Raw genomic sequence first — 24,363 nt, 5'->3', positions numbered from 1 at the left:
GGTGGGCCGGTCCCATGCACCTCTGCGGTGCGCATCGCAGAATTCCAGATGCAACCACGAGTTGCAATAAGTAACTCCCGTAGGTCCGTGATCTCCCGCACACTTTCTCGATCTCTTAACTGTACGCACCTGGAAAGGTTGTGAATTTGTGGCGTTATTGCCGACCCAGGGCCCTGGCGGCTGTTGCACTTCGTAGCAATTGTCGCCACAGTCGGCCTGCCTGATCCTTAGGGAAACGGCTTAACCAAACCGGAGAGGAGTTGGGACATGTACAAGGCTGTTCTCGTCGTCGGGGCCCGCAGGGGCGTCCCGATGCGGCATCTGGTGGCGCTGGTCTGCGAAATGGCGGTCAAGGCATGCTCCGTCGGCAGTGGCCGCACTGCCCTGACCCAAGTGGAGCTTCCCCAGGGGATCAACCCGGCGCAGCTCAGCCCGCGGGCCAAGCGACTGATGCGCCAGGCCCAGATCAGCCCCTGGTAATGCCGCGCCGGGCTGCCGGGCCCGGGGGCCACGCGCCAGGGCGGTGGAAGCGCTACGCCCCGGCCCGATCCAGCATCACCTGCAGCAGGACGTTGCACCCGGCTTCCAGGTGCTCCGGCTTCGCATCCTCGATCTCGTTGTGGCTGATGCCGTCCTTGCAGGGGATGAAGATCATCCCCGTCGGGGCCAGCCGCGCGGCGTAGACCGCGTCGTGCCCGGCGCCCGACACCGCGGCCATGTGCGAGTAGCCCAGGCGAGCCGCCGCGTTCGCCACGGCCTGCACGCACTCGCGGTCGAACTGCTGCGCGGGATAGCTGGAGACCTGCTCGATGTGGATGGGAAGGCCGCTCTCCGCGGACAGCCGCTCGGCCAGCGCCTTCACCTCCGACGCCTGCCGGTCCACCAGCTCGTCGCTGGCATTGCGCAGGTCGATCGAGAAGCGCACCTGCCCCGGGATGACGTTGCGGCTGTTCGGGTGCACCTGCACCATGCCGACCGTGCCGCGGCCATGCGGGCCGTGGCGCAGCGCGGAGGCCACCACCTCCTGCATCAGCCGCGTGGCCACCTGCAAGGCGTCCTTGCGCAGCTCCATCGGCGTCGGGCCGGCGTGCGCTTCCATGCCGGTGACCGTGCAGTCGAACCAGCGGATGCCCAGCACGCCGTGCACCACGCCGATGGTGACGCCGGCATCCTCCAGCACCGGCCCCTGCTCGATGTGCGCCTCGAAGTAGGCGCCGATGGGATGCTCGCCCGGCACCTGCTCGCCGATGTAGCCGATGCGCGCCAGCTCCTCCTTCACCGTGCGGCCCTCCGCGTCCTTGGCGGCGTAGGCGTGTTCCAGCGTGAAGGCGCCGGCGAACACGCCCGAGCCCATCATCACGGGCACGAAGCGCGAGCCTTCCTCGTTGGTCCAGAAGGCCACCTCGATCGGCGCCTCGGTCTGGATGCCGTGATCGTCCAGCGTGCGCACGACCTCCAGAGCGGCGAGCACGCCGTAATTGCCGTCGAACTTGCCGCCGGTGGGCTGGGTGTCGATGTGGCTGCCCGCCATGACGGGCGGCAGCGCACCGTTGCGGCCCGGCCGGCGCATGAAGACGTTGCCGATGCGGTCGACGGTGACCGTGAGGCCGGCCGCCCGCCCCCAGGAAGTGACCAGGTCGCGGCCCTGCCGGTCGAGGTCGCCCAGCGCCAGCCGGCAGACCCCGCCCTTGGGCGTGGCGCCGATGCGCGCCAGCTCCATGAGCGAGTCCCACAGGCGCTGCCCGTTGATGCGGAGGCTGGAAGGGTTCATGCTGTGCTCCTGGCTCTTTCAACGCATTCCATCATGCCGCCTGTCCTGCGCCTGCGCCCGCTGTCCGCCCACGATTTCGCCGCCTACGGCGAAGTGCTGGACCTGGCCGAGGGGCCCACGCGCAGCATCAACGAGGGCACCACGCAGCGGCACGACCTGCCCTCCACGCTGGAGCTCACGCGGCACGGCGGCAGCCCGGTGCTGGCCACCTTCCGCGCGCGGGCGCAGCCGCTCGCAGGCCCCTGGAAGATGCTGGAGCGCCACCTGTGGGGCAGCCAGACCTTCGTCCCGCTGCAGGCGGGGCGCTGGGTGGTGCTGGTGGCGCGCGGCCACACGCATCCCGACCTGGGCACGCTGGCGGCGTTCAGCGCCACGGCGCGGCAGGGCGTCACGCTGCATGCGGGGACCTGGCACCATCCGCTGATCGCTCTGGAGGATGGGAGCTTCCTGGTGATCGAGCGCAAGGGGGCGGCGGTGGATTGCGAGGTGGTGCAACTGGAGGTTCCCGTGCGCCTCGAGTGATGGGGCCCCCGTAGGCTGGGGTGAGCCCGCAGGCGAACCCCAGCGATGCGCTGAACGCTGGGGTTCGGCGCTGCGCGCGCTCACCACCAGCCTACGAGTCCTGCCATGCTGCACCGATCCGCTCCGCCACGCCAATGAGGCTGCGGTCGCTGCCCGCCGGCCCGATCAGCGAGAGGCCGAGCGGCGCGCCCGCGCGCCGGGCCAGCGGCAGCGACAGCTGCGGCAGGCCGGTCAGGCCCGCGTTGCACAGCAGCCGGATCGCCCGCTGGCGATAATCGTCCAGCGCCTGCTCCGGCTCGCTGCAAAGCGGCGCGATGTCGGGCATCGTCGGCAGCAGCAGCAGGATCCCGTCGTCGCCCAGCAGGTCGGTGAAACGCGCCCGGAACTCCTCGCGGAAGCTGCGCGCCTGCGCCACCTGCGTGTCGGTGACCTCGGCGCACCACGCGAAGCGCTGCGCCACGCCGGGGCCGAGCGGCGGCGCGAAGCGCCGGATGAAGCCGCCGTCGACCTGCCAGGCCTCGTAGCCCTGCAGGTGGCGGTAGTGCCAGTACGGAACGTCCACGCCTCCCAGTGCCAGCGTGACGGGCGTCGCGTGGCCCAGGATGTCCTCGACGCGCTGGCGCACCGGCTGCAGCGCGTCCTGCGCCGCCGGCAGCGCCAGCGCCCACAGCTCGGTGGGGGCCAGCACGCGCAGCTTCTTCGGCAGCACCAAGGCATCCGCATCCAGCAGCACCTCGGCCACCCGCGCGAAGGTGGCGACGTCGCGCGCGAACCAGCCGCAGGTGTCGAAGCTGGGGGACAGGTCCAGGCAGTCGCGCAGGCTCACGCGGCCGTGCGTGGGCCGCAGCCCGACCAGTCCGCAGTGGCTGGCGGGCGCCCGCACGGAGCCGCCCGTGTCGGTGCCGAGCGCGAAGTCGCACAGGCGGTTCGACACCGCCGACGCGGAGCCGGAGGACGAGCCGCCGGAGATCCGGTCGGGCGCCGCGCCGTTGACGGGCGAGCCGAAGTGCGCGTTCTGCCCGTTCATGGAGAAGGCGAGTTCATCGGTGATGGTCTTGCCGGCGAAGCGCGCGCCGGCGGCCAGCAGCGCCTGCACGGTGGGCGCGGTGCGGTCCTGCACCCCCAGCAGCGCCAGCAGCAGCGGCTGGCCGCCGCTGGTGGGATAGCCGGCGACGTGGAACAGGTCCTTCACGCCGAAGCTCAACCCGGCCAGTGGCCCGGTGGGGGCGTGCGGCACCGGCACCTTCGGGTAAGGCATGAAGGCATGCGCGGGATCGTGCAGGACGTCGGTGTGCTGGTTCATGAGAGGGCTCCCAGGGCGGAGGGCAGCAGGCTCGCGTCCGCGCGCAGGCAGCGCACCGCGTGTCCGGGCTCGGGCCAGGTCACCTCGGGCTGGGCCTGGCGGCAGCCGGCGTGCGCGTAGCCGCAGCGCTCGGCGAAGGCGCAGCCGGGCGGCAGCGCGCTCAAGTCGGGCGGCGCGCCCGGGATGGTCTGCAGGCGCGTGCCCTTGGCCAGTGCGCCGTCGGCGCGGCTGCGCAGCAGCGCCAGCGTGTAGGGATGCTGGGGCGCGCGCAGCAGGGTCGCAGTCGGCCCCTCTTCCACGATGCGGCCCGCGTACATCACGGCGATGCGGTCCGCGACTTCCACCGCCGCGCCTATGTCGTGCGTGACGAACATGACCGAGAGTCCGAGCTCGCGCTGCAGCTCGCGCAGCAGCAGCAGGATCTGGATCTGCACCGTCGCATCCAGCGCGGTGGTCGGCTCGTCGGCCAGCAGCAGCTGCGGGCCGCAGGCCAGCGCCAGCGCGATCATCGCCCGCTGCCGCATGCCGCCCGAGAGCTCGTGTGGATAGGCGTGCAGCCGCCGCTCGGGGCTGGGAATGCGCACGCGCTCGAACAGCTGCAGCGCGCGCTGCCGCGCCTGTGCCTCGCTGACCGGCTCGTGGCGGCGGATCGCCTCCACGATCTGCGCGCCGACGGTATAGACCGGGTCCATGGCCAGCAGCGGCTCCTGGAAGATCATGGAGGCAACCTTGCCGCGGAAGTCGGCCAGTGCCGCAGGAGCGAGCTTCAACACATCGTGCGCGCCCACGCGGATGCTGCCTTCGATGCGCGTCTGCTTCGGCGGATGCAGCCGCAGCATGCTGCGCAGGGTGACGCTCTTGCCGGAACCGGACTCGCCGATCAGCGCCACCACCTCGCCGCGCTGCACCTGCAGGTCCACGCCGTTGACCGCCTGCACCACCTTGCGGCCGCCGGTGAAGCTCACGCGCAGGTCGCGGATGTCGACGAAGGCTTCGCTCATGCTGCCTCCTTCAGCGCCGGCGCCGCTTCCGTGTGCCCGCTGCCGGGCACGTGCATCCAGCAGGAGACGGCCTGCCCCGCGTCCACCAGGCCGAGCGAGGGGCGCGCTGCGCGCACACGGCCTGCGCGTGCGCGCAACGGGTGTGGAAGCGGCAGCCCGAGGGCGGGTTGATCGGGTTGGGCGGATCGCCCGCCAGCGGCGGCTGCTCGGTGCGCCGGTCCGGGTCCATGGTGGGGATCGACGACAGCAGCGCCCGCGTGTACGGGTGGGCCGGATGCTTGAACAGGGTCTCGCTGCGGCCGATCTCCGCCACTTCGCCCAGGTACATCACCATCACCCGGTCGCTCATGTAGCGCACCACGTTGAGGTCGTGGCTGATGAAGACGTAGGTCAGGCCGAACTCCTGCTTCAGGTCCAGCAGCAGGTTGAGCACCTGCGCTTCCACCGACTTGTCCAGCGCCGACACCGCCTCGTCCAGGATCACCAGCCGCGGCTGCAGGGCGAGCGCCCGCGCGATGTTCACGCGCTGGCGCTGGCCGCCGGACAGCTCGTGCGGGTAACGTTCGGCGAAGCGCCGCGGCTCCAGTCCCACCCGCGCCAGCAGGTCGCGCGCCCGCGCCACCGCTTCCTTGCGCGGCACGCCGTGCACCTGCGGCGCGAAGGCGATCGAGTCCTCCATCGTCAGGCGCGGGTTGAGCGAGGCGTAGCTGTCCTGGAACACCATCTGCGTCTGGCGGCGGAACTCCTTCAAGGGCAGCGCGCTGCCGCCGACGGTGCGGCCGTCGAACACGATCTCGCCCTTGTTGGGTTCGATCAGGTGCATCAGGAGGCGCGCCGTCGTCGACTTGCCGCAGCCCGATTCGCCGACCACGCCCAGGGTCTCGCCCTTGCGCACGTCGAAGGAGATGCCGTCCACCGCGCGCACGACGCCGCCGCCGCGTCCCAGCACGTCCTTCTTCAAGGGAAAGTGCTTGACCAGTCCCTTGACGGCCAGCAGCGGCTGCGCGGGCCCGCCCACGTCGTCGTTCGTCATTCCTTGATTTCCATGGCGGAGCGCAGGCCGTCGGCGAGCAGGTTGAAGGCGACCGAGGTCATGAAGATCATCGCGCCGGGCAGTGCCGCGATCCAGGGCTGCACGTAGATCGCCGTGCGCAGCGTGTTGAGCATCAGGCCCCACTCCGGCTCCGGCGGCTTGACGCCCAGGCCGAGGAAGCTCAGGCCGGAGGCCAGGATCATGGACACGGCGATCAGGCTGGTGGCATAGACGAAGATCGGCCCCAGCACGTTGCCCAGCACGTGCACCCGCACGATGGTGAAGGGCCCGGCGCCGGAGGCGCGCGCCGCGTCCACGAAGTCGCGGTTGCGGATCTGCGTGGTCACGCTCTCGGCCACCCGCGCGATCGGCGGGATGAACACCACCGTCAGCGAGATCAGCGAGTTGGTCATGCCCGCGCCCAGCGCGCCGGACAGCGCGATCGCCAGCAGCACCGAGGGAAACGCGTAGAACACGTCGATGGTGCGCATGATCACGTTGTTCGTGCGCCCGCCGGCGTAGCCCGCCGTGATGCCGATCAGCGAGCCCAGGAAGAAGGCGAACACCACCGGCGTGATGCCCATGAAGAGCGACAGCCGCGCGCCCACCATCAGCCGCGACAGCATGTCCCGCCCCAGTTCGTCGGTGCCCAGCGGGTAGCCTGCCGTGCCGATCGGCTTCAGCCGGCTGAGCATCGAGGACGCATAGGGGTCGGCCGGCACCAGCAGGGGCGCGAACACCGCCATCCCCAGCAGCAGCAGGATGACGACGCCGGCGCCGAGGGCGACCTTGTCGCGCACGAAGCGGCGCAGCACGGTCTCCCAGTAGCCTGGCGAACGCTCGAAGGCGATCGGCGCGAGATCGACCGGGGTTCCACGGTGGCTTGCAGCATGGACGGTCCCTCAGGCGCGCGCGATGCGCGGATCCAGCAGCGTCTGCACGACGTCCACCAGCAGGTTCAGCACGACGAAGAACATCGCCAGCACCAGGATGGTCCCCTGCAGCAGCGGCAGGTCGCGCTGGAAGATGGCGGAGTTCAGCAGGAAGCCGGTGCCCGGCCAGGAGAACACCGTCTCGATCAGGATGGATCCGCCCAGCAGGTAGCCCAGTTGCAGGCCCATCACCGCCAGCGCCGTGGGCGCCGCGTTCTTCACCACGTGCAGGAAGATGCCGGTGTCGGTCAGGCCCTTGGCGCGCAGGCCGACGATGAACTCCTGCGACAGGATCTCGGCCACCAGCGCGCGCACCGTCCGGGCGATGATGCCCATGGGGATCACGCTCATGGTCACCGCCGGCAGCACCATGTGCCGCATGTGCTCCCAGTCCCAGCTCCACTGGGTGGAGCCGCCCGGCCCCGCGCCGCCCGGCGGCATCCAGTTCAGGAGCACAGAGAACACGATCACCAGCACCATGCCCAGCCAGTAGTGCGGCACGCTCACGCCCAGCACGGAAGTCAGCGAAGCGGCCTTGTCGACCCAGGAGTTGCGGAAGTAGCCGGCGACGAAGCCGAACAGGCTGCCGAGGATGAAGCCGATGAAGGTCGCCAGCACCGCCAGGCGCAGCGTGTTGCCGACCGCGCGCATCACCTCGTCGGCCACCGGCCGCCCGGAGGCGATCGACATGCCCAGGTCGCCCTGCAGCGCGCGCCAGACCCAGCTGCCGAACTGCTCCGGGTAGGAGCGGTTGAAGCCGTACATCTCGCGCATGCGCTCCTGCAGTTCCGCGGAAGCGTCGGGAGGCAGCACCGACACCAGGGGGTCCCCGGTGCCAGGTGCACGAGCGTGAAGCACACCAGCGCCACGCCCACCATGATGGGCAGCGTGTACAGCAGCCGCCGCAGCAGGAATCCCGTCATCCGTGCGTCAGTCCATCGTCATGGTGGCGAGGTCGATGAACCAGTCTGCGCGGCTGCACGACGTTCTTCACCTTGGGGCTGATGGCGCGCGGGCCGACGTCGTGGGCGATCCAGACGAAGGCCGCGTCCTCGACGATGCGGGCGTGCAGCTGGCCAGCGCGGCGTCGCGCGCCTTGTCGTCAAAGGAGGTGCGGGCCTCGGCGATCAGCTTGTCGATCTCCGCGTTGCCGTAGTAGCCCCAGTTGTTGCTGACCGGCGGGAAGGCCTTGGTGCTGGAGAAGCGCACCATCGCGAAGAAGGGGTCCATGGCCGCGAAGCTGACGTTGATCGCATTGGCGCCGTTGGCCGAGGGGTCCTTGGCGCCCTTGCGCCAGTTGGTGAACAGCGTGTTCCACTCGATCACGTCGAACTGCACGTCGAAGTAGCAGCCCTTGAGCGACTGCTGCGCGAACTCGTTCATCGGCAGCGGCTGCATCTGGCCGGAACCGCTGGCGGAGATCTGCACCTTCACCTTCAGCGGCTTGGCGGCGCTGTAGCCGGCCTCGGACATCAGCTTCTTGGCCGCATCCGGGTCGTACTTGATGTCGAACTTCGGGTTGCCCCACCACGGGTGGCCCGGAGGCACCGTGCCCTTGGGCACGGCCATCATGCCGCCCAGCAGCTTGAGCATGCCGGTGCGGTCGACGCACAGGTTGGCGGCCTGGCGCACCCGCTTGTCCAGCCAGGGCGAGCCGTCGGCGAAGGACAGCTGCCAGGGCCAGACGTGCGGCTGCTGGTTGAAATAGGTCTTGAAGCCGCGCGCCTGGATCGGCGCCATCGCGTCCGGCGCCGGCGCCTCGATCCAGTCCACCTGGCCGGACAGCAGGGCCGCGGTGCGGGCGTTGGCCTCCGGCATCGGCAGCATCACGACCCGGTCGATCTTGGGCGTGCGCTTCGGGTCCCAGTAGGCCTTGTTGGCCACCACTTCGAGGCGCTCGCGCGGCACGAAGCGCACCATCTTGAACGGGCCGGTGCCGGAGGCGTCGGCCGCGAAGGCGTTCCAGGCGGCCTTGGCCTTGTCGGCCGGCGCGCCGGCGGCGGCGTCGAACTTCTTCTGCCAGTGAGCCGGGCTGGCCATGAACAGGTTGGTCAGGTTCAGCGGCAGGAAGGCGTCCGGCTCGCTGGTGGTCAGTTCCACCGTGAGGTTGTCGATCTTGCGGGCGCTGCGCAGCGTGGGCATGCGGGAAGCGGTCACGCCGACCTGGCTGGCGTCGAAATGCGGCGCGTCCTTGTCCAGCACCTTGCGCACGTTCCAGACCACGGCGTCGGCGTTGAACTCGGAGCCGTCGTGGAACTTCACGCCCGGGCGCAGCTTGAAGATCCACTTGGTCTTGTCCTTGGCGTCGACCGCCCAGGAGGTGGCCAGCCCCGGCACCATGACGCTGGGCGCGTCCGACTTGGACAGGTCCCAGTGGGTGAGCGCGTCGTACATGGGGATGCCGGTGAAGCGGTTGCCCTCGAAGCCCTGGTCGGGCTGCCCCAGCGTGCGCGGGATGTCGGCCGCCGTCATCGCGATGCGTAGCACTTTTTCCTGCGCCAGCACCGTGGGTGAGGCGAAGGCCAGGAGCCCGGCGGCCAGCGCGAGGCCGGCGCGGGTTGCAAGGCGGGGAGGAGGGTCATAGGCTTCATCGGGGCTCCCGGAGGTAAGAACGAAAACCTGACTGCAAGGCGTGTGCCAGCATCCATGCACCAGGGATTAGCGCACCCGCACCGCGCGAAATCACTGGAGAAAACCCTCTGTGCACCAGCCCCATGCGTGCGGCACAAGATGCACCGATGCGGCGCGCTCGGGCGGGCGTCCGTCTTGCTTGGAGGCCGCCATGAAGATCCTGCTGATCAATCCCAACACCACGGCGTCCATGACGCAGGCCATCGCGCAGGCGGCGCGCGCGGTCGCTGCCCCGGGCACCGAGATCGTGGCGGCCCAACCGAGCTTCGGCCCGGCCTCGATCGAGTGCCACTACGACGAGGCCATTGCCGCCGCCGGCGTCGCCGAACAGGTGCGCCTGGGCGCCGCCGCGGCCGATGCGGTGGTGATCTCCTGCTTCGGAGACCCCGGCCTGGACGCCGCGCGCGAAGCGACGGCCGCCCCGGTCCTCGGCATCGCCGAGGCCGCCTTCCACGCGGCGAGCTTCCTCGCCACCCGCTTCTCGGTGGTCACCACCCTCACCCGCACCTGCGTGATCGCCGAGCGGCTGGTGCAGCGCTACGGCTTCGAGGCGCAGTGTGCCGGCGTCCACGGCACGGACATCCCGGTGCTGGACCTCGAGGGGGCGGGCGAGGCGCTGGTCGGACAGATCGAGGAGGCCGCCCGCGCCGCGATCGCGCGGGACCGCAGCGGCGCGATCGTGCTGGGTTGCGCCGGCATGGCGCCGCTGTGCGCGGAACTCAGCGGACGGCTGGGGGTGCCGGTGATCGACGGCGTGGCGGCCGCCGTGAAGTTCGCCGAAGCGCTGGCCGCGCTCGGCCTGCGGACCTCAAGGCGCGGCGACTACGCGTCGCCGCCGCCCAAGCCCTACGCCGGCTGCGTCAGCCACCTGGGCTGGTGAGCTCCCGGCCGCCCGTGCCGACCACGTGCACCACCCGCTGCGGGTAGGGGATGTCGATGCCGGCGGCGCGCAGCCGCCGGAGCACGGCCAGGTTCACGTCCGAGCGGGCCGGCACCTGCGCGTTGGGATTGTTCACCCAGAACAGCAGTTGGAACTCCAGTCCGTCGGCGCCCAAGCGCATCAGGCGCACCGCCGGTGGCGGCTCCTTCAGCGCGTCGACCGAATCCAGCGCGGCGGCCGTAAGCTCGCGCTGCACCAGGTCCGTGTCGCTGTCGTAGCCGACGGCGACGTCCAGGGTGACCAGTACCCGCGTGTCCGCCAGCGACAGGTTCTCGATGCGCTCGGTGATCAGCTTCTCGTTGGGCACGATCGATTCCCGCCCGTTGCCGGCGCGGATCAGCGTGTAGCGGGTCTTGATGTCCGCCACCACGCCCTCGAAGTTGTCCACGCGCACCGTGTCGCCGATGCGCAGGCTGCGCTCGGCCAGGATCACGAAGCCGCTGACGTAGTTGGACGCCAGCTTCTGCAGGCCGAAGCCGAGGCCGACGCCGAGCGCGCCGCCCAGCACCGACAAGGCCGTCAGGTCCACGCCCACCGCCGACAGGGCGAACAGGAAGCCCACCAGCAGCAGCACGGCGCGGATCGCGTTGCCGGCGACCTTGCGCAGCGAGAGGTCCGACACCGCGTCGCGCAGCACCTTGCGCTCCACCGCCGCCGAGATCCACAGCACCAGCACCATCACCAGGCCGGACGACAGCACGCCCTGCACGATGGACAGCAGGCTGATCTCCGACTTGCCGAAGGCGAACTGGATCGCCTCCATCTCCTCCAGCACGGCCGGCAGCAGGCCCAGGATCCACAGCACCGCGGCGATCCACGCCAGCCAGGAGAACAGGCGCTCGGCCACGCGCGCGAGGGCGGAGCGCGGGAACACCACGGTGAACACGCGCGCCAGCAGGCGGATGCCGGCCAGCGCCACCAGCACCGGCACCGCGATGCGCAGCAGCGGCACCTCGCGGAAGGAGCCCAGGGCGAGGCGCGCGCTGTAGGTGAGCGCCAGGGCCAGCACCGGGAACAGCACGCCATCGACGGTGGCGCGCCCGAACCAGACGGAATCGGCCGGCGCCTTGCGGCCGCTCAGCCAGCAGATGCCCCAGGCGACGGCCAGGCAGCCCAGCAGCACGGCGGCCTCCCACGCGAGGGCCCCGTGCCCGGCGTCACGGATCAACAGTTCCAGTGCGTTCATCCGGTGGACTGCGCCCAGTTCGGCTTGCGCTTCTCGGTGAAGGCGGTGACGCCTTCCAGCGCGCAGCCTTCCATCATGTTGGCGGCCATGGTCTGGGCCGCCAGCTGGTAGGCGGCGGCGATGCCCATCTCGCGCTGGCGGTAGAACAGTTCCTTGCCCATGGCCAGCGCCACGCGCGGCTTGGCCAGGATGCTCTTCACCAGCCGCTCGATCTCCGCGTCGACCTGGTCCGGCGCCACGGCGTGGTTGACGAGGCCGCGCTCCTGCGCCTGCTGCGCCGAGATGAATTCACCGGTCACCAGCATCTCCATGGCCTGCTTGGGCGGCACGTTGCGCAGCAGGGGCACGCTGGGCGTGGCGCAGAACAGGCCGTAGTTGACGCCGCTGACAGCGAAGCGCGCCTCGGTGGATGCCACCGCCAGGTCGCATTGCGCCACCAGCTGGCAGCCGGCGGCGGTGGCGATGCCCTGCACGCGCGCGATCACCGGCACCGGCAGTTCCTGGATCGCCAGCATCATGCGGCTGCACTGCGCGAACAGCCGCTGGTAGTACGCCAGTTCCGGCGTCGCGATCATTTCCTTGAGGTTGTGGCCGGCGCAGAAGGCCTTGCCCGCGGCGGCGAGCACCACCACGCGCACGGATTCGTCGCCGGCGATGCGGGCCAGCGCCGCCTGCAGCGCCCCCAGCATCTCCTCGCCCAGGGCGTTGAAGCTCGCGGCCCGGTTCATCGTCAGGGTCACCACGCCGCGCGCATCCCGCGCCTCGATCAGCGGCTGCTCCATCGCTCCCTCCTCTCCTCGTTGCGCCCGTTCAGAGATCGGCCAGCGCCCGCACGTGCGCCTCGACGCTGCGGCCCAGGGCGCTCAGGTTGTAGCCGCCTTCCAGGCAGGACACGATCCGGCCCTTGGCGTGCCTGCCCGCCACTTCCTTCAGGCGCTTCGTGATCCAGGCGTAATCCGCCTCCACCATCCCCAGCTGCCCGAGGTCGTCCTCGCGGTGGGCGTCGAAGCCGGCGCTGATGAAGATCATCTCCGGCTGGAACTCCTCCAGCCGCGGCATCCAGTGCTTTTCCACCAGCTCGCGGATCGCCGCGCCCTTGGTGTAGGCCGGCACCGGCACGTTCACCATGTTCTCCGCGTGGGAGCCGAAGCCGCTGTACGGGTAGAAGGGATGCTGGAAGATCCCGACCATCAGCACGCGCTGGTCGCCGGCCAGGATGTCCTCGGTGCCGTTGCCGTGGTGCACGTCGAAGTCCACCACCGCCACGCGCTGCAGGCCGTGCCGGTCCAGCGCATAGCGCGCGGCGACGGCGACGTTGTTGATGATGCAGAAGCCCATCGCGCGGCTGCGGGTGGCGTGGTGGCCGGGCGGGCGCACCGCGCAGAACGCGTTCTCCAGCTCGCCGGTGATCACCGCGTCGGTGGCCGCGATGGCGGCGCCGGCCGCGCGCAGCGCCGCGTTCCAGCTGTGGCGGTTCATGGCGGTGTCCGGGTCGATGTACATGAGGCCGTCGCCGCCGGCGTCCTCCTCCTCGATCACGGTCTGGGCCAGGCCGCGGACCGCCGCGACGTGCATGCGGTCGTGCGCGAGTTCCAGCAGGTCGGTGCTGGCCATGGGCGCCTCGCGCCGGTCCACCACGTCCAGCAGGTGCGAGGCCAGCATCCGGTCCTCGATCGCGTCGAGCCGCTCGGGGCACTCGGGGTGCCCGCGGCCCATGTCGTGCCTCCTGCAGTCCGGGTGCGTGAAATAGCCGGTCTTGTGCATGGCTCGCCTCGGCTCTCTTCAAATTTCGGATAAGGTCGCGCTTGTATGGAAGCACGACAAAAACTCAAAACGCTCCTCGACCAGCTTAACACGGTGATCGTCGGCAAGCCTTCGCAGGTACGGGACTGCGTGGCCTGCCTGCTGGCAGGGGGCACCTGCTGATCGAGGACGTTCCGGGGGTGGGCAAGACGACCCTGGCGCACGCGCTGGCGCGCGCCTTCGGCCTGCAGTTCTCGCGGGTGCAGTTCACGGCGGACCTGATGCCCAGCGACCTGTCCGGCGTGTCGGTGTACGACCGCGGGCGGGAAGGCTTCGTGTTCCACCCGGGCCCGATCTTCGCGCAGGTGCTGCTGGCCGACGAGATCAACCGCGCCAGCCCCAAGACCCAGAGCGCGCTGCTCGAAGCCATGGAGGAAAAGCAGGTGACGGTGGAAGGCGAGACCCGCGCCCTGCCCTCGCCCTTCTTCGTGATCGCCACCCAGAACCCGCACGACCAGCTGGGCACCTTCGCCCTGCCCGAGTCGCAGCTGGACCGCTTCCTGATGCGCATCTCGCTCGGCTACCCGGACCGCGCCGCCGAGCGCGCCCTGTATGCCGGGGCCGACCGGCGCGAGATGGTGGAGCACCTGGACAACACCCTGTCGCCGATCGAGCTGCAGGTGCTGCAGGAGCAGGTGCAGAAGGTCCACGCCGCCGAACCGCTGCTCGATTACGTGCAGGACCTGGTGGCCGCCAGCCGCTCGGGCCGCTGGTTCCTGCAGGGCCTGAGCCCGCGCGCGGGGATCGCGGTGATCCGCGCGGCCAAGGCGCAGGCCCTGTTGTCCGGCCGCGACTACGTGGCGCCGGACGACGTGCAAGCCGTCTTCCCGCAGACCGTCGCCCACCGGATGGTGCCCGTGGGCGATGCCGGCCGCGGGCCGATCGAGCAGGTTCGTGCCATGCTGGAAGCCGTCCCCCTGCCGTAATGGCCCACCCCCGAAGCGCCTTCGGCGCTTCCCCTCGAGGGGCGCCCCCAGTGGCCCGGCGAAGCCGGTTCCACGGCGGCCGGCGGCCATGGAACCCGTTTTCCTTCGCGCGCCGCCGCTTCCGCCAGTGGTGGCAGGCACGCCTGCCCCTCACCGACACGCTGACGCTGACCCAGCGCAACGTGTACATCCTGCCCACGCGCGCCGGCTTCATGATGGGCGCGACGCTGCTGGTGCTGCTGGTGGGATCCATCAACTACCAGCTGAACCTGGGCTACCTGCTCACCTTCCTGCTGGCCGGCTGCGCCATCGTCGGCATGCACGTGTGCCATGCGACGCTGCGCGGCATGACGCTCAGCCTGATGCCGCCGGCGCCGCAGTTCGCGGGTGCCAGCGCTCCGCTGTCCCTGGTGCTGGGCAACACGCGCAAGACCGCGCGCATCGGCATCGGCCTGGCGGTGCTGGATGTCACGCACGAGGACCACTGGACCTGGACCGACGTGCCCGCGCAGGGCAGCTGCACGGTGCAGGTGGCCTTCCGGCCCGAGCGGCGCGGCCTGCACCGGGTGCCGCCGCTGACCGCGCCGAAACGCGCTTCCCCCTGGGCACCTTCCGCGTCTGGACGGTCTGGCGGCCGGCGGCGCAGGTGCTGGTCTATCCCCGGCCCGAGCCGCAGCCGCCGCCGCTGCCCGCGGGCGAACCGCGCTCCGGCGGTGCCGCGATGGCGCGGGTGCAGACCAGCGGCGAATTCGAGGGCGTGCGCGGCTACCGGCGCGGCGACCCGATGAAGCTGGTGGTCTGGAAGAAGGCCGCCAAGACCGATGAACTCGTCAGCCGCGACACCCTGCAGGCGCAGCGCATGGAGCTCTGGCTGGACTTCGAGCAGTGCCGGCTCGCCGAGCGGGAGGCGCGCCTGTCGCGCCTGACCGCGTGGGTGCTGCAGGCCGACAAGCTGGGGCTGGACTACGGCCTGCGCCTGCCGGGGCAGCAGCTCGCCCCGGGCGCGGGCGAGGCGCACAAGCGCCGCTGCCTGGAGGCGCTGGCGCTGTGCTGAACCTCGCCGCCCGCCTGCCCGTGCTGCCGCGCGCGAGGCGCGCGACACGCTGTTCCTGCTGTTCGTGATCGGCTGGATCGTGCTGCCGCACGTGGGCCGCCTGCCCTGGTGGTGTTCGCTGCTGGTGTTCACCATCCTGGCCTGGCGCGGCTCGCTGGCCATCAGCGGCCGCCCGCTGCCGGGGCGCTACTGGCTGCTGCCGCTGCTGGTGCTCACGCTGTTCGGCACCTGGTGGTCCTACCGCACGCTGCTCGGGCGCGACCCGGGCGTGACCCTCATCGTGGCGCTGCTGGCGCTCAAGACCCTGGAGCTGCGCGCGCGGCGCGCGCCTTCGTGGTGTTCTTCCTGGGCTTCTTCACGATGCTCACCAACTTCTTCTTCTCGCAGTCGCTGCCGGTGGCCGCGGGGATGCTGGTGGCGCTGCTGGGGCTGCTGACCGCGCTGGTCAACGCGCACATGCCGGTGGGCCGGCCGCCGCTGCTGCAGCCGGCGCGCACCGCCGCCTGGATGGCGCTGCTGGGGGCGCCCGTGATGGCGGTGCTGTTCGTGCTGTTCCCGCGCTTCGCGCCTCTGTGGGGCATTCCCGGCGACGCCATGACCGGTCGCAGCGGCCTGTCGGCGCAGATGCAGGTGGGCACCATGGCATCGCTGGCGCTGGACGACAGCATCGCCTTCCGCGTGAGCTTCGAAGGCCCGGCGCCGCCGCAGAGCGCGCTCTATTTCCGCGGCCCCGTGCTCAGCGAATTCGACGGCCGCGAATGGCGGCCGCTGGTGCGGCTGGCCAACCGCTTCCCGCCGCTGCGGGTGATCGACCCGCAGCTCGAGGTGTCGGGGCCGCCGCTGCGCTACGAACTCACGCTGGAGCCGAACAACCGGCCCTGGCTGTTGACGCTGGACGTCGCGTCCCAGCCCCCGCAGGTGCCCGGGCGCGACAGCGCCATGACCAGCGACCTGCAGTGGCTGACCTCGCAGCCGGTGGTGGACCTGCTGCGCTACCGCGCGGTCAGCCACCTCGAGTTCCGCCACGGACCGCAGCGCCGCGCACTCGTGCTGCCGGAGTACCTGCAGCTGCCGCCGGACCTGAATCCCCGCACCATGCAGCTGGCCGCGCGCCTGCTGGCCGAGAACCCGTCCGGCGACCCCGCCGCGCTGGTGGAGGCCGCGCTGCGGCTGCTGCGCACCGGCGGCTATCGCTACACGCTGGAGCCGGGCGTCTATGGCGACAACACCGCCGACGAGTTCTGGTTCGACCGCAAGGAGGGCTTCTGCGAGCACATCGCCTCGGCCTTCGTGGTGCTGATGCGCGGCATGCGCATCCCTTCCCGGATCGTGACCGGCTACCAGGGCGGGCAGCCGAACCGGATCGACGGCTTCTGGATCGTGCGGCAAAGCGATGCGCACGCCTGGACCGAGGTCTGGCTGGAAGGCCGCGGCTGGGTCCGCGTCGATCCCACCGGCGCCGTGGCCCCCGGCCGCACCGGCACCTTCCAGCGCCTGGCGGCGCCGCGCGGCGTGCTGGCCGGAACGCTGGAGAACGTCAATCCCAACCTGTCCGCCATGGTCCGCGCCACCTGGGAGGCGATGAACAACAGCTGGAACCAGTGGATCCTGAACTACACGCAGAGCCGCCAGCTCGACCTGCTGCGCAACCTGGGCTTCGAGTCGCCGAGCTGGGAGGACCTGAGCCGCCTGCTGATCGGCATCATCGTCGTGGTGGCCAGCGGCGGGGCGCTGTGGAGCTGGTGGGACCGCATGCAGCACGATCCCTGGCTGCGACTGCTGGGCCGCACGCGCAAGCGGCTGCGCCAGGCCGGGCTGCAAGTGGGGAACACCGCACCCCCGCGCGAGATCGCACACCTGGTGAGCACCCGGTTCGGCGAAGATGCGCGAGGATTGGCCCAGTGGCTGCTGAAGCTCGAAGCCCAGCGGTACGCGCGCGCGCGCGGGACCACCTTGTCCGCGCTCAGGCGCGAATTCCAACAGCTTTCCTGGCCCCGCTGACCGATGCCCTTGCTTGCCTTCCTGTTCGCCTTCCTGCTCGCACTGCCCCTGGTCGCCCCCGCCCAAGGAGCGGAAGGCGACAGCGGCAGCTCCGCCTCCAAGCCCCAGCCGCGCGCGAGCACGCGCGCCCGGCCGGCGGCGCAACGCAGCGGCCCGCCCTACGCCGAGCGCGAGGAGGCGATGCAGTTCGCCGACGACCTGGCCGCCCGCCGCGATCTCGACCCCGCCTGGGTGCGCAGCATGGTCGGGCAGGCTCAGAACCTCGCGGTGGTCAGCCGCCTGATGCAGCCACCGCCGGCGTCGCAGCCGAAGAACTGGAAGCTGTACCGCAGCCGCTTCATCGACGCCACACGCATAGGCGCCGGGGTGCGCTTCTGGAACGAGAACCGCCGGACGCTGGAGCGGGCCGAGCAGGAGTTCGGCGTGCCGGCGGAGATCATCGTCGGCATCATCGGCGTGGAGACCATCTACGGGCAGCAGATGGGCGACTTCCGCGTGATCGACGCGCTGGCCACGCTGGCCTTCGACTTCCCCGAGAGCCATCCGCGCGCGGCGGAACGCAGCAAGTACTTCCGCGGCGAGCTGGAACAGTTCCTCGTGCTGCACCGCCAGGAGCGCACCAGCCCGCTCAAGCCGCGCGGCAGCTATGCCGGCGCCTGGGGCATGCCGCAGTTCATGCCCAGCAGCCTGGCGCGCTGGGGCGTGGACTACGACGGCGACAAGGTGGTGGACCTCGCCCGCAGCACCGAGGACGTGATCGGCTCGGTGGCCAACTACTTCAAGGGCTACGGCTGGAACACCGGCATGCCCACGCATTACCCCGTGCGCTTCGATCCCACGAAGCTGAACCTCGAAGGCCTGCTGGCCCCCGACATCCTGCCCACCTTCAACGCCGCCCGCTTCCAGGAGCTGGGCGCGGTCATCGAAGGACCGGCGCTGGCGCACAAGGGACCGCTGGCGCTGATCGAGCTGCAGAACGGCGAGGAAGCACCGACCTACGTGGCCGGCACCGAGAACTTCTACGTGATCACCCGCTACAACTGGTCCAGCTACTACGCGATGGCCGTCATCGAGCTGGGACGCGAGGTGAAGGAGGCGCTGGGCCGGCAGACCGCGCGCAACCCATGAACGTGACCGGGGCGTCCTGGCGACGGCTGTGGACGGAGCTGGGAGCGGAGACGATCGACGGCGGCCTGTTCAACCAGCTCGTGGGCGCCTACAGCCAGGCGCACCGCCACTACCACACGCTGCAGCACCTGCGCGAATGCCTGGCGCACTGCGAAGCCGCGGCCGCGCTGGCGCAGCGGCCGGCGGAAGTGGAGCTGGCGCTCTGGTTCCACGACGCCGTGTACGACCCGCGCCGCGCCGACAACGAGGAACGCAGCGCCGAATGGGCCTGGCGCGCCATCCTGGCCGCGGGCTGCGGCGAGGACGTCGCCCAGCGGGTGCAGGCCCTGGTGCTGGCCACCCGCACGCACGAAGCGCCGGCGCACGAACCCGATACCCAGCTGCTGGTGGACGTGGACCTGGCGATCCTGGGCGCGGCGCCCACCCGTTTCGCCGAATCGGGACGCCAGATCCGCACGGAATACGCACACGTGCCGGACGAGGCGTTCCGCGCCGGCCGCGCGCGCGTGCTTTCCGGCTTCCTGGCGCGCCCGCGCATCTACGCCACCGCCGCCTTCCACGACGCGCTGGAGCACCGCGCGCGCGAGAACCTCGCGCAGGCGCTGGCCGAACTCCACGGCTGAGCAGCCGCTCCCAGCCCAGGCCTTCGACCTGGCAGGGAAGGTTACTTGCGTAACAGCTTCCCCGGCGGGGAATAAGCGTGACATGTGCATCACCGCAAGCGTGCATGCTCTGGCAAATTGAGACCGCCATGAACTTCGATGTCGCCATCGACGCCAGGGCGCACTTCGTGCGGATCGCCGTGACCGGCGAACCCGCGCTCGGCGAGCTGCTGTCCATGATCCACTTGCTGGGCGTGGAGAGCGAGACCTGGGACGAACACCGCGTCATGGTGGACCTGCGCGCGGTGCGCACGCGCTTCAGCCGCCCGGAGCACTTCCGCATCGGCGAGGAGGCCGCGGCCAGCCTGTCGCACATGGAGAAGATCGCCTCGGTCGTGCCCCCGAGCGCATCACCCGCATGAGCGAGAAGGCGGCGCAGCGCAACGGCGTCAACGTGCGCGTGTTCGACGACGAGCGGGCCGCGATCGTCTGGCTGCAGGAGCCCTAGCAGTTCCCCGCCTCAGGCGGGAATCAGGAAGTCGCGGCTGATGCGCGCACCCAGGTCGTTGATGCGGTCGAGGAACTGCGTCAGGAACGCATGCAGGCCGTTGGCCAGGATCTCCTCGATGTCGCCGTACTGCAGTTCGGCCCGCAGCCGCCCCGCGCGCCGCTGCGTCTCGGCCGACTGGTCGTTGCCGACCATCGCCAGGTTGGCCACCACCTCGTTGAGGCTGGCGTGCAGCGAGCGCGGCATGTCGGGCCGCAGGATCAGCAGGTCGGCCACGCGTTCCGGCTTGATCACGTCGCGGTACACCTTGCGGTAGATCTCGAAGCCGGAGACGCTGCGCAGGATCGCGCTCCAGTGGTAGAAGTCGTACTCCTGGTCCTTCTCGCTGGCCGCGCCGAAGAAGTCGCTCTGCACCGCGTGGAACTTCACGTCCACCAGCCGCGCCGTGTTGTCGGCGCGTTCCAGGAAGGTGCCCAGGCGCATGAAGTGCAGGGCCTCGTCCATCAGCATGGTGCCCACCGTCACGCCGCGCGAGAGGTGCGAGCGGAACTTCACCCACTCGAAGAACTGGCCGGGGTCGCGCTCGAACTCGCCGGCGCGCAGCATGCGGTTGACCTCCAGCCAGGTCTGGTTCTGCGTCTCCCACACCTCGGTGGTCAGCGTGCCGCGCACCGCGCGGGCGTTCTCGCGCGCCGCCCGCAGGCAGGAGAGGATGGACGACGGGTTGGTCTCGTCCTTCACCATGAACTGCATCACCCGCTGCGGCGCGATGTCGCCGTGCTTGGCCTGGTAGGCCGGCATCAGTTCGCTGATGGAAAGCATGCCCTGCCAGCCCACCTTGGACACCGCCGCCGACTGCGGCAACAGCGAGGTCTGGTAGTTCACGTCCAGCATGCGCGCGGTGTTCTCCGCCCGCTCGGTGTAGCGGGACATCCAGAAGAGGTGGTCGGCGGTGCGCGAAAGCATCTTCCTGTGTCCCGTCAGATCTCGAGGATCCATGTGTCCTTGGTGCCGCCGCCCTGCGAGGAGTTGACGACCAGTGATCCTTCCTTGAGCGCCACCCGCGTCAGGCCGCCCGGCACCATCTGCACCTCCTTGCCGGACAGCACGAAGGGGCGCAGGTCGATGTGGCGCGGCGCGATGCCCTTGTCCACGAAGGTCGGGCAGCTGGAAAGCGAGAGGGTCGGCTGGGCGATGTAGCCCTCGGGCCGCGCCTGCAGCACCCGGCGGAACTGCTCGAGCTCCTCGCTGCTGGCCGCCGGCCCCACCAGCATGCCGTAGCCGCCGGCGCCGTGCACCTCCTTGACCACCAGCTCCTTGAGGTTCGCCAGGACGTACTTGAGGTCCTCTGGATTGCGGCACTGGTAGGTGGGCACGTTGGACAGGATCGGCTTCTCCCCCAGGTAGAACTCGATCATCCTGGGCACGAAGGGATAGATCGACTTGTCGTCGGCCACCCCGGTCCCGATCGCATTGCACAGGGTCACGTTGCCCGCGCGGTAGACGTTCAGCAGGCCGGCGCAACCGAGCGTGGAGTTCGGCCGGAAGGCCAGCGGGTCCAGGAAGTCGTCGTCCACGCGCCGGTAGATCACGTCCACCCGCTTGGGGCCGCGGGTGGTGCGCATGTACACGAAGCTGTCGCGCACGAACAGGTCCTGCCCCTCGACCAGCTCCACGCCCATCTGCTGGGCGAGGAAGGCGTGTTCGAAGTAGGCGCTGTTGTACATGCCGGGGTGAGCACCACCACCGTCGGGTCGTCGGTCGTCGAAGGCGCGGAGGCGCGCAGCGTTTCCAGCAGCAGGTCCGGGTAGTGCATCACCGGCGCGACCTGGTAGGCGCTGAACAGGTCCGGGAACAGCCGCATCATCATCTTGCGGTCTTCCAGCATGTAGCTCACGCCGCTGGGCACGCGCAGGTTGTCCTCCAGCACGTAGTACTCGGCCTCGCCGCCGGCATTGGCCGCCCGCACGATGTCGACGCCGGCGATGTGCGAGTAGATGTTGTTCGGCACGTTCACGCCCACCATCTCCTGGCGGAACTGCGCGTTGCCCGTGATCTGCTGCAGCGGGACGTGGCCGGCCTTGATGATTTCCTGGTCGTGGTAGATGTCGTGGATGAAGCGGTTCAGCGCGGTCACGCGCTGCACCAGCCCCTTTTCCATCTGGCGCCACTCGGCCGCCGGGATGATGCGGGGGATCAGGTCGAAGGGGATCAGGCGCTCGGTGCCCGAGCCGTCCTCGTCCTTGGCGCCGTACACCGCGAAGGTGATGCCGACGCGGCGGAAGATCATTTCCGCCTCCTCGCGGCGCGAGCGCAGCATGTCCTGCGACTGCCGTCCCAGCCAGTCCGCATAGGTGCGGTAATGGTCGCGCACGCCCTGGAACTGCACCTGCGACATGCCTCCCATCGACTGGCCCTGGAACTGGACCGGTCCGTTGCCGGGCAGCTGGGCGAACATCTCGTCGAATTTCTGCATGGTCATGTGCGCATTTCTTGCCAGACAGGATAGCAAGTTCCCGGCCATGGCAGGGGCCAGCGGCCGCGCTGCTATGCACCATCCTTGTCGGCGGGCGCCGCATGATGGTGCCAGTAGCGCGGGAAGGCGGCGCGCTCGCAGCGCACCGCCGCCGGTGCCTCCGAGCGCCAGGTGAGCGCACCGCAAACGGGCGAAGCCGACAGTGCGATGCCGCGGGCGGCATAGCGCTGCACCACTTCGGGGGCCGGGTGGCCGAAGCGGTTGCGGTAGCCGGCCTGCGCCACGGCGATCGCCGGCCGCACGGCGTCCAGGAAAACCTCGCTCGAGGAGGTCTTGCTGCCATGGTGCGGCACCAGCAGCAGGTTCGCCCGCAGCGCCTCGGGCTGCGCGGCGAGCAGCGCTTCCTGCGGCTTTTCGATGTCGCCCGCCAGCAGCGCGTGCACGCGCGCGTTGCCCACGCGCAGCACGCAGCTCAGGGCATTGGGGCGCTTGCGCACCGCGTAGTCGCCGGCTGCGGGGTGCAGCACCTCGAAACGCACGCCGTCCCACTCCCAGGCCTGGCCGGCCTGGCAGCGCTGCGAGGGGCGCAGCGCCTGCAGCGGATGGCCCTCCTCCAGCGAGCTGACCAGGCGCGCCTGCGGCTGCATGCGCAGGACGGCTGCCGCGCCGCCGGTGTGGTCGCTGTCGCGATGGCTCAGCACGAGCGTGTCGACGTTCTCGCCGAGCGCGCGCAGCAGCGGCACCAGCACGCGCTGGCCGGCGTCGGAGTCGCGGCCGTAGCCCGGGCCGCTGTCGTAGACCAGCGTGTGGCGCGCGGTGCGCACCAGGATCGCATTGCCCTGGCCGACGTCGGCGGCCAGCAGCTCGAACTCGCCCGGCGCCGGCCGCTGCGGCTGCCACAGGAACACCGGCATCAGCAGCGGCACGCCGAAGGCGCGCGCCGGCCAGGGCAGGCGCGCGGCCAGCAGCACGCCACCGGCGACACCGGCCGCCGCCGCCCACGCCGGCGGCGCCGCGGCCGACCAGGTGGCGAAGGGCCACTGCGCCAGCCAGCCGAGGACGGCGCCGAGCAGCTCGATCGCCTGGGCGGCCACGGGCCACAGCGGCGCGGCCAGGACGCCTGCCAGGCCGAGCGGCGTCACCACCAGGGTCACCCACGGGATCGCCACGAGGTTGGCCGCCAGTCCCACCACCGACACCTGCCCGAAGAGAAGCAGGGACAAGGGCGTGAGTGCGACGGTGACCACGGCCTGCTCCCGCAGCATGCCGCGCAGCGCGTCCAGCACGCGCCGGCGCCAGGGGACCGCGGCCTGCGCTTCCTGGCGGGCCGGGCCGCTGGCGAACAGCACGCCGACGGCGACGAAACTGAGCCAGAAGCCGGCCTGCGTCAGCGCCCAGGGATCCACGGCCACGACCGTGGCACAGGCGAACAGCCAGACCCAGGGCCAGGGCCAGTCGCGCACGCCCAGGCGCAGCAGGCCCACCGCCGCCAGCATCAGCACGGTGCGCTGCGCCGGCACGCCCCAGCCGCTGAAGAGGGCATAGCCCGCGGCCAGCGCGATGCCGCCGGCCAGCGCCGCGTGCTGCGCCGGCCACGCGAGGCACAGGCGCCCGCTGCGCCGCCAGAGCGCGGCGACCAGGGCGGCGGCGGCCCACGCGAACATGGTCACGTGCAGTCCCGAGATGCTCATGAGGTGGGCCATGCCGGTGGCGCGGTACACGTCCCAGTCGGCCCGCTCGATCGCGCCTTGGTCGCCCACCACCAGCGCCGCCAGCACGCCGGCCAGCCGCGGCTCGGCCACGCCTTCGTGGATGCGCTCGCGCACGCGGTGCCGCGCCTGTTCCACCGGGTGAAGCCATGTGGCTCCCAGCCGCGTCGGCGGCGGATCGCGCAGGCCGGCGCGCACCGCGCCGGTGGCCTGCACGCCCTGCTCCCACAGCCACAGCTCGTAGTCGAAGCCGTGCGGATTGACGCTGCCGTGCGGCGCCTTCAGCCGCAGCGCGAACTCCCAGCGCTCGCCGGGGCGCAGGTCGGCGGGCTGGCGCTCCAGCGAGAACAGGCCTTCGGCCGCCTCCGCGCCGCCATACCAGCCGAGCATCAGCCGCGGCGGCAGGCGCACCGGCTGCGTGCCGGCGCGCGCGCTCTCCGCGTCGAAGCGGAAGCGCAATCCCGCTTCGCTGCGGTGCGGCAGGGCCGCCACCACGCCCGTGACCAGCAGGTCGCGACCCTCCAGCGCGGGCTCCAGCCGGGTGGCCGCATACGCCGCCGCGCGCCAGCCGGTCACGCCGGCGCTGAGCGCGCCGGCCGCGGCCAGCACCGCCAGCCAGCGCGCGAGGCCGCGCCCCGGCATGCGCAGCGCGAGCACCAGCAGCAGTGCGGAACACACGCTGCCCGCCGCGTACAGCGCCAGCGGCCAGAGGCGCGGCTGCTGCAGCTGGCAGGCGGCTCCCAGCACCACGCCCAGCAGGCAGGCTGCGAAGGCGCTGCCGCTGCGTGCATGCGTGCTCACCCGCCTTCAACGCGCCAGCGGCGCGGCGGGCGTCCT

The 24,363-nt window shown here is 70.8% G+C and carries 15 protein-coding genes and 7 pseudogenes; 9 read left to right on the top strand and 13 right to left on the bottom strand.

Features of this window, described 5'->3' with window-relative positions:
* Nucleotides 1-267: 267 nt before the first annotated feature.
* Nucleotides 268-480, top strand: a complete 213-nt coding sequence (locus HK415_RS04120) for a hypothetical protein (RefSeq protein ID WP_171556879.1) — start codon at nt 268-270, stop codon at nt 478-480.
* Between the two features lie 52 nt (nt 481-532).
* Here the strand turns inward: HK415_RS04120 and HK415_RS04115 are convergent, their stop codons facing one another.
* The gene (locus tag HK415_RS04115; RefSeq protein WP_171556878.1) at nt 533-1,771 is read right to left on the bottom strand and encodes a Zn-dependent hydrolase; all 1,239 of its coding nucleotides are present in this window, start codon (nt 1,769-1,771) and stop codon (nt 533-535) included.
* A 33-nt stretch (nt 1,772-1,804) separates the two neighbouring features.
* Here HK415_RS04115 and HK415_RS04110 point away from each other — a divergent pair, with 33 nt between their 5' ends.
* Nucleotides 1,805-2,293, top strand: coding sequence for an ureidoglycolate lyase (locus HK415_RS04110; RefSeq protein ID WP_171556877.1), 489 nt, complete (start codon nt 1,805-1,807; stop codon nt 2,291-2,293).
* 91 nt (nt 2,294-2,384) lie between these two features.
* Here the strand turns inward: HK415_RS04110 and HK415_RS04105 are convergent, their stop codons facing one another.
* The 6 genes and pseudogenes from HK415_RS04105 to HK415_RS04080 form a co-directional block, all read right to left on the bottom strand.
* Nucleotides 2,385-3,596 (bottom strand): amidase, encoded by a 1,212-nt coding sequence (locus HK415_RS04105; RefSeq protein ID WP_171556876.1) that lies wholly within the window; start codon nt 3,594-3,596, stop codon nt 2,385-2,387.
* Nucleotides 3,593-4,597 carry an ABC transporter ATP-binding protein gene (locus HK415_RS04100; RefSeq protein WP_171556875.1) on the bottom strand — a complete coding sequence of 335 codons (1,005 nt, stop codon included), beginning with the start codon at nt 4,595-4,597 and terminating at the stop codon, nt 3,593-3,595. The genes HK415_RS04105 and HK415_RS04100 overlap by 4 nt, the downstream gene beginning before the upstream one ends.
* A pseudogene (locus tag HK415_RS04095) lies at nt 4,594-5,630 on the bottom strand (ABC transporter ATP-binding protein). The gene HK415_RS04100 and the pseudogene HK415_RS04095 overlap by 4 nt, the downstream one beginning before the upstream one ends.
* Nucleotides 5,627-6,481: an ABC transporter permease gene (locus HK415_RS04090; RefSeq protein WP_171563145.1), complete on the bottom strand. Its 855-nt coding sequence runs from the start codon at nt 6,479-6,481 to the stop codon at nt 5,627-5,629. Before HK415_RS04090 ends, HK415_RS04095 begins: the two are co-directional and overlap by 4 nt.
* Before the next feature lie 51 nt (nt 6,482-6,532).
* A pseudogene (locus HK415_RS04085) lies at nt 6,533-7,485 on the bottom strand (ABC transporter permease).
* A gap of 7 nt (nt 7,486-7,492) precedes the next feature.
* Nucleotides 7,493-9,034: pseudogene (locus tag HK415_RS04080) on the bottom strand (ABC transporter substrate-binding protein).
* A 310-nt stretch (nt 9,035-9,344) separates the two neighbouring features.
* On the opposite strand from HK415_RS04080, the gene HK415_RS04075 reads away from it, so the two are divergent.
* Nucleotides 9,345-10,073, top strand: a complete 729-nt coding sequence (locus HK415_RS04075) for an aspartate/glutamate racemase family protein (RefSeq protein ID WP_171556873.1) — start codon at nt 9,345-9,347, stop codon at nt 10,071-10,073.
* Here HK415_RS04075 and HK415_RS04070 read toward each other — a convergent pair.
* From HK415_RS04070 to HK415_RS04060, 3 genes are read right to left on the bottom strand one after another with little or no spacing between them, the layout of a single operon-like run.
* Entirely contained in the window at nt 10,054-11,319 is a 1,266-nt protein-coding gene (locus HK415_RS04070; RefSeq protein WP_171556872.1) for a mechanosensitive ion channel family protein, read from the bottom strand. The genes HK415_RS04075 and HK415_RS04070 overlap by 20 nt on opposite strands.
* Nucleotides 11,316-12,101 carry an enoyl-CoA hydratase gene (locus HK415_RS04065; RefSeq protein WP_171556871.1) on the bottom strand — a complete coding sequence of 262 codons (786 nt, stop codon included), beginning with the start codon at nt 12,099-12,101 and terminating at the stop codon, nt 11,316-11,318. Before HK415_RS04065 ends, HK415_RS04070 begins: the two co-directional genes overlap by 4 nt.
* Nucleotides 12,102-12,129: 28 nt before the next feature.
* Nucleotides 12,130-13,083: a histone deacetylase family protein gene (locus tag HK415_RS04060; protein ID WP_171556870.1), complete on the bottom strand. Its 954-nt coding sequence runs from the start codon at nt 13,081-13,083 to the stop codon at nt 12,130-12,132.
* A gap of 45 nt (nt 13,084-13,128) precedes the next feature.
* On the opposite strand from HK415_RS04060, the pseudogene HK415_RS04055 reads away from it, so the two are divergent.
* The 6 genes and pseudogenes from HK415_RS04055 to HK415_RS04030 all read left to right on the top strand — a co-directional run bounded on the left by HK415_RS04055 (nt 13,129) and on the right by HK415_RS04030 (nt 19,255).
* A pseudogene (locus HK415_RS04055) lies at nt 13,129-14,048 on the top strand (AAA family ATPase).
* Nucleotides 14,048-15,102, top strand: a pseudogene (locus HK415_RS04050) (DUF58 domain-containing protein). Before HK415_RS04055 ends, HK415_RS04050 begins: the two co-directional pseudogenes overlap by 1 nt.
* A 49-nt stretch (nt 15,103-15,151) precedes the next feature.
* Nucleotides 15,152-17,103 (top strand): annotated as a pseudogene (locus HK415_RS04045) (transglutaminase TgpA family protein).
* A 3-nt stretch (nt 17,104-17,106) separates the two neighbouring features.
* Entirely contained in the window at nt 17,107-18,231 is a 1,125-nt protein-coding gene (gene mltB / locus HK415_RS04040) for a lytic murein transglycosylase B (RefSeq protein WP_171556869.1), read from the top strand.
* Complete coding sequence (locus HK415_RS04035; protein ID WP_171556868.1) at nt 18,228-18,854, top strand: HD domain-containing protein; 627 nt, start codon at nt 18,228-18,230, stop codon at nt 18,852-18,854. The genes mltB and HK415_RS04035 overlap by 4 nt, the downstream gene beginning before the upstream one ends.
* 128 nt (nt 18,855-18,982) lie before the next feature.
* Nucleotides 18,983-19,255 carry a hypothetical protein gene (locus tag HK415_RS04030; RefSeq protein WP_171556867.1) on the top strand — a complete coding sequence of 91 codons (273 nt, stop codon included), beginning with the start codon at nt 18,983-18,985 and terminating at the stop codon, nt 19,253-19,255.
* 98 nt (nt 19,256-19,353) lie between these two features.
* On the opposite strand, the gene HK415_RS04025 is transcribed toward HK415_RS04030, so the two are convergent.
* From HK415_RS04025 to HK415_RS04015, 3 genes and pseudogenes are all read right to left on the bottom strand, one after another.
* Nucleotides 19,354-20,307, bottom strand: a complete 954-nt coding sequence (locus HK415_RS04025; protein ID WP_171556866.1) for an alpha-E domain-containing protein — start codon at nt 20,305-20,307, stop codon at nt 19,354-19,356.
* Nucleotides 20,308-20,321: 14 nt separating this feature from the next.
* Nucleotides 20,322-21,817: pseudogene (locus HK415_RS04020) on the bottom strand (circularly permuted type 2 ATP-grasp protein).
* A gap of 71 nt (nt 21,818-21,888) precedes the next feature.
* Nucleotides 21,889-24,327: a DNA internalization-related competence protein ComEC/Rec2 gene (locus HK415_RS04015; RefSeq protein ID WP_309246571.1), complete on the bottom strand. Its 2,439-nt coding sequence runs from the start codon at nt 24,325-24,327 to the stop codon at nt 21,889-21,891.
* Between the last annotated feature and the right edge of the window lie 36 nt (nt 24,328-24,363).

Origin of the sequence: Ramlibacter montanisoli (assembly GCF_013087525.1) — a bacterium.
Lineage (GTDB): Bacteria > Pseudomonadota > Gammaproteobacteria > Burkholderiales > Burkholderiaceae_C > Ramlibacter > Ramlibacter montanisoli.
The sequence above is the reverse complement of the archived record's forward strand: the minus strand, read 5'-3'. Positions and strand labels throughout refer to the sequence as shown.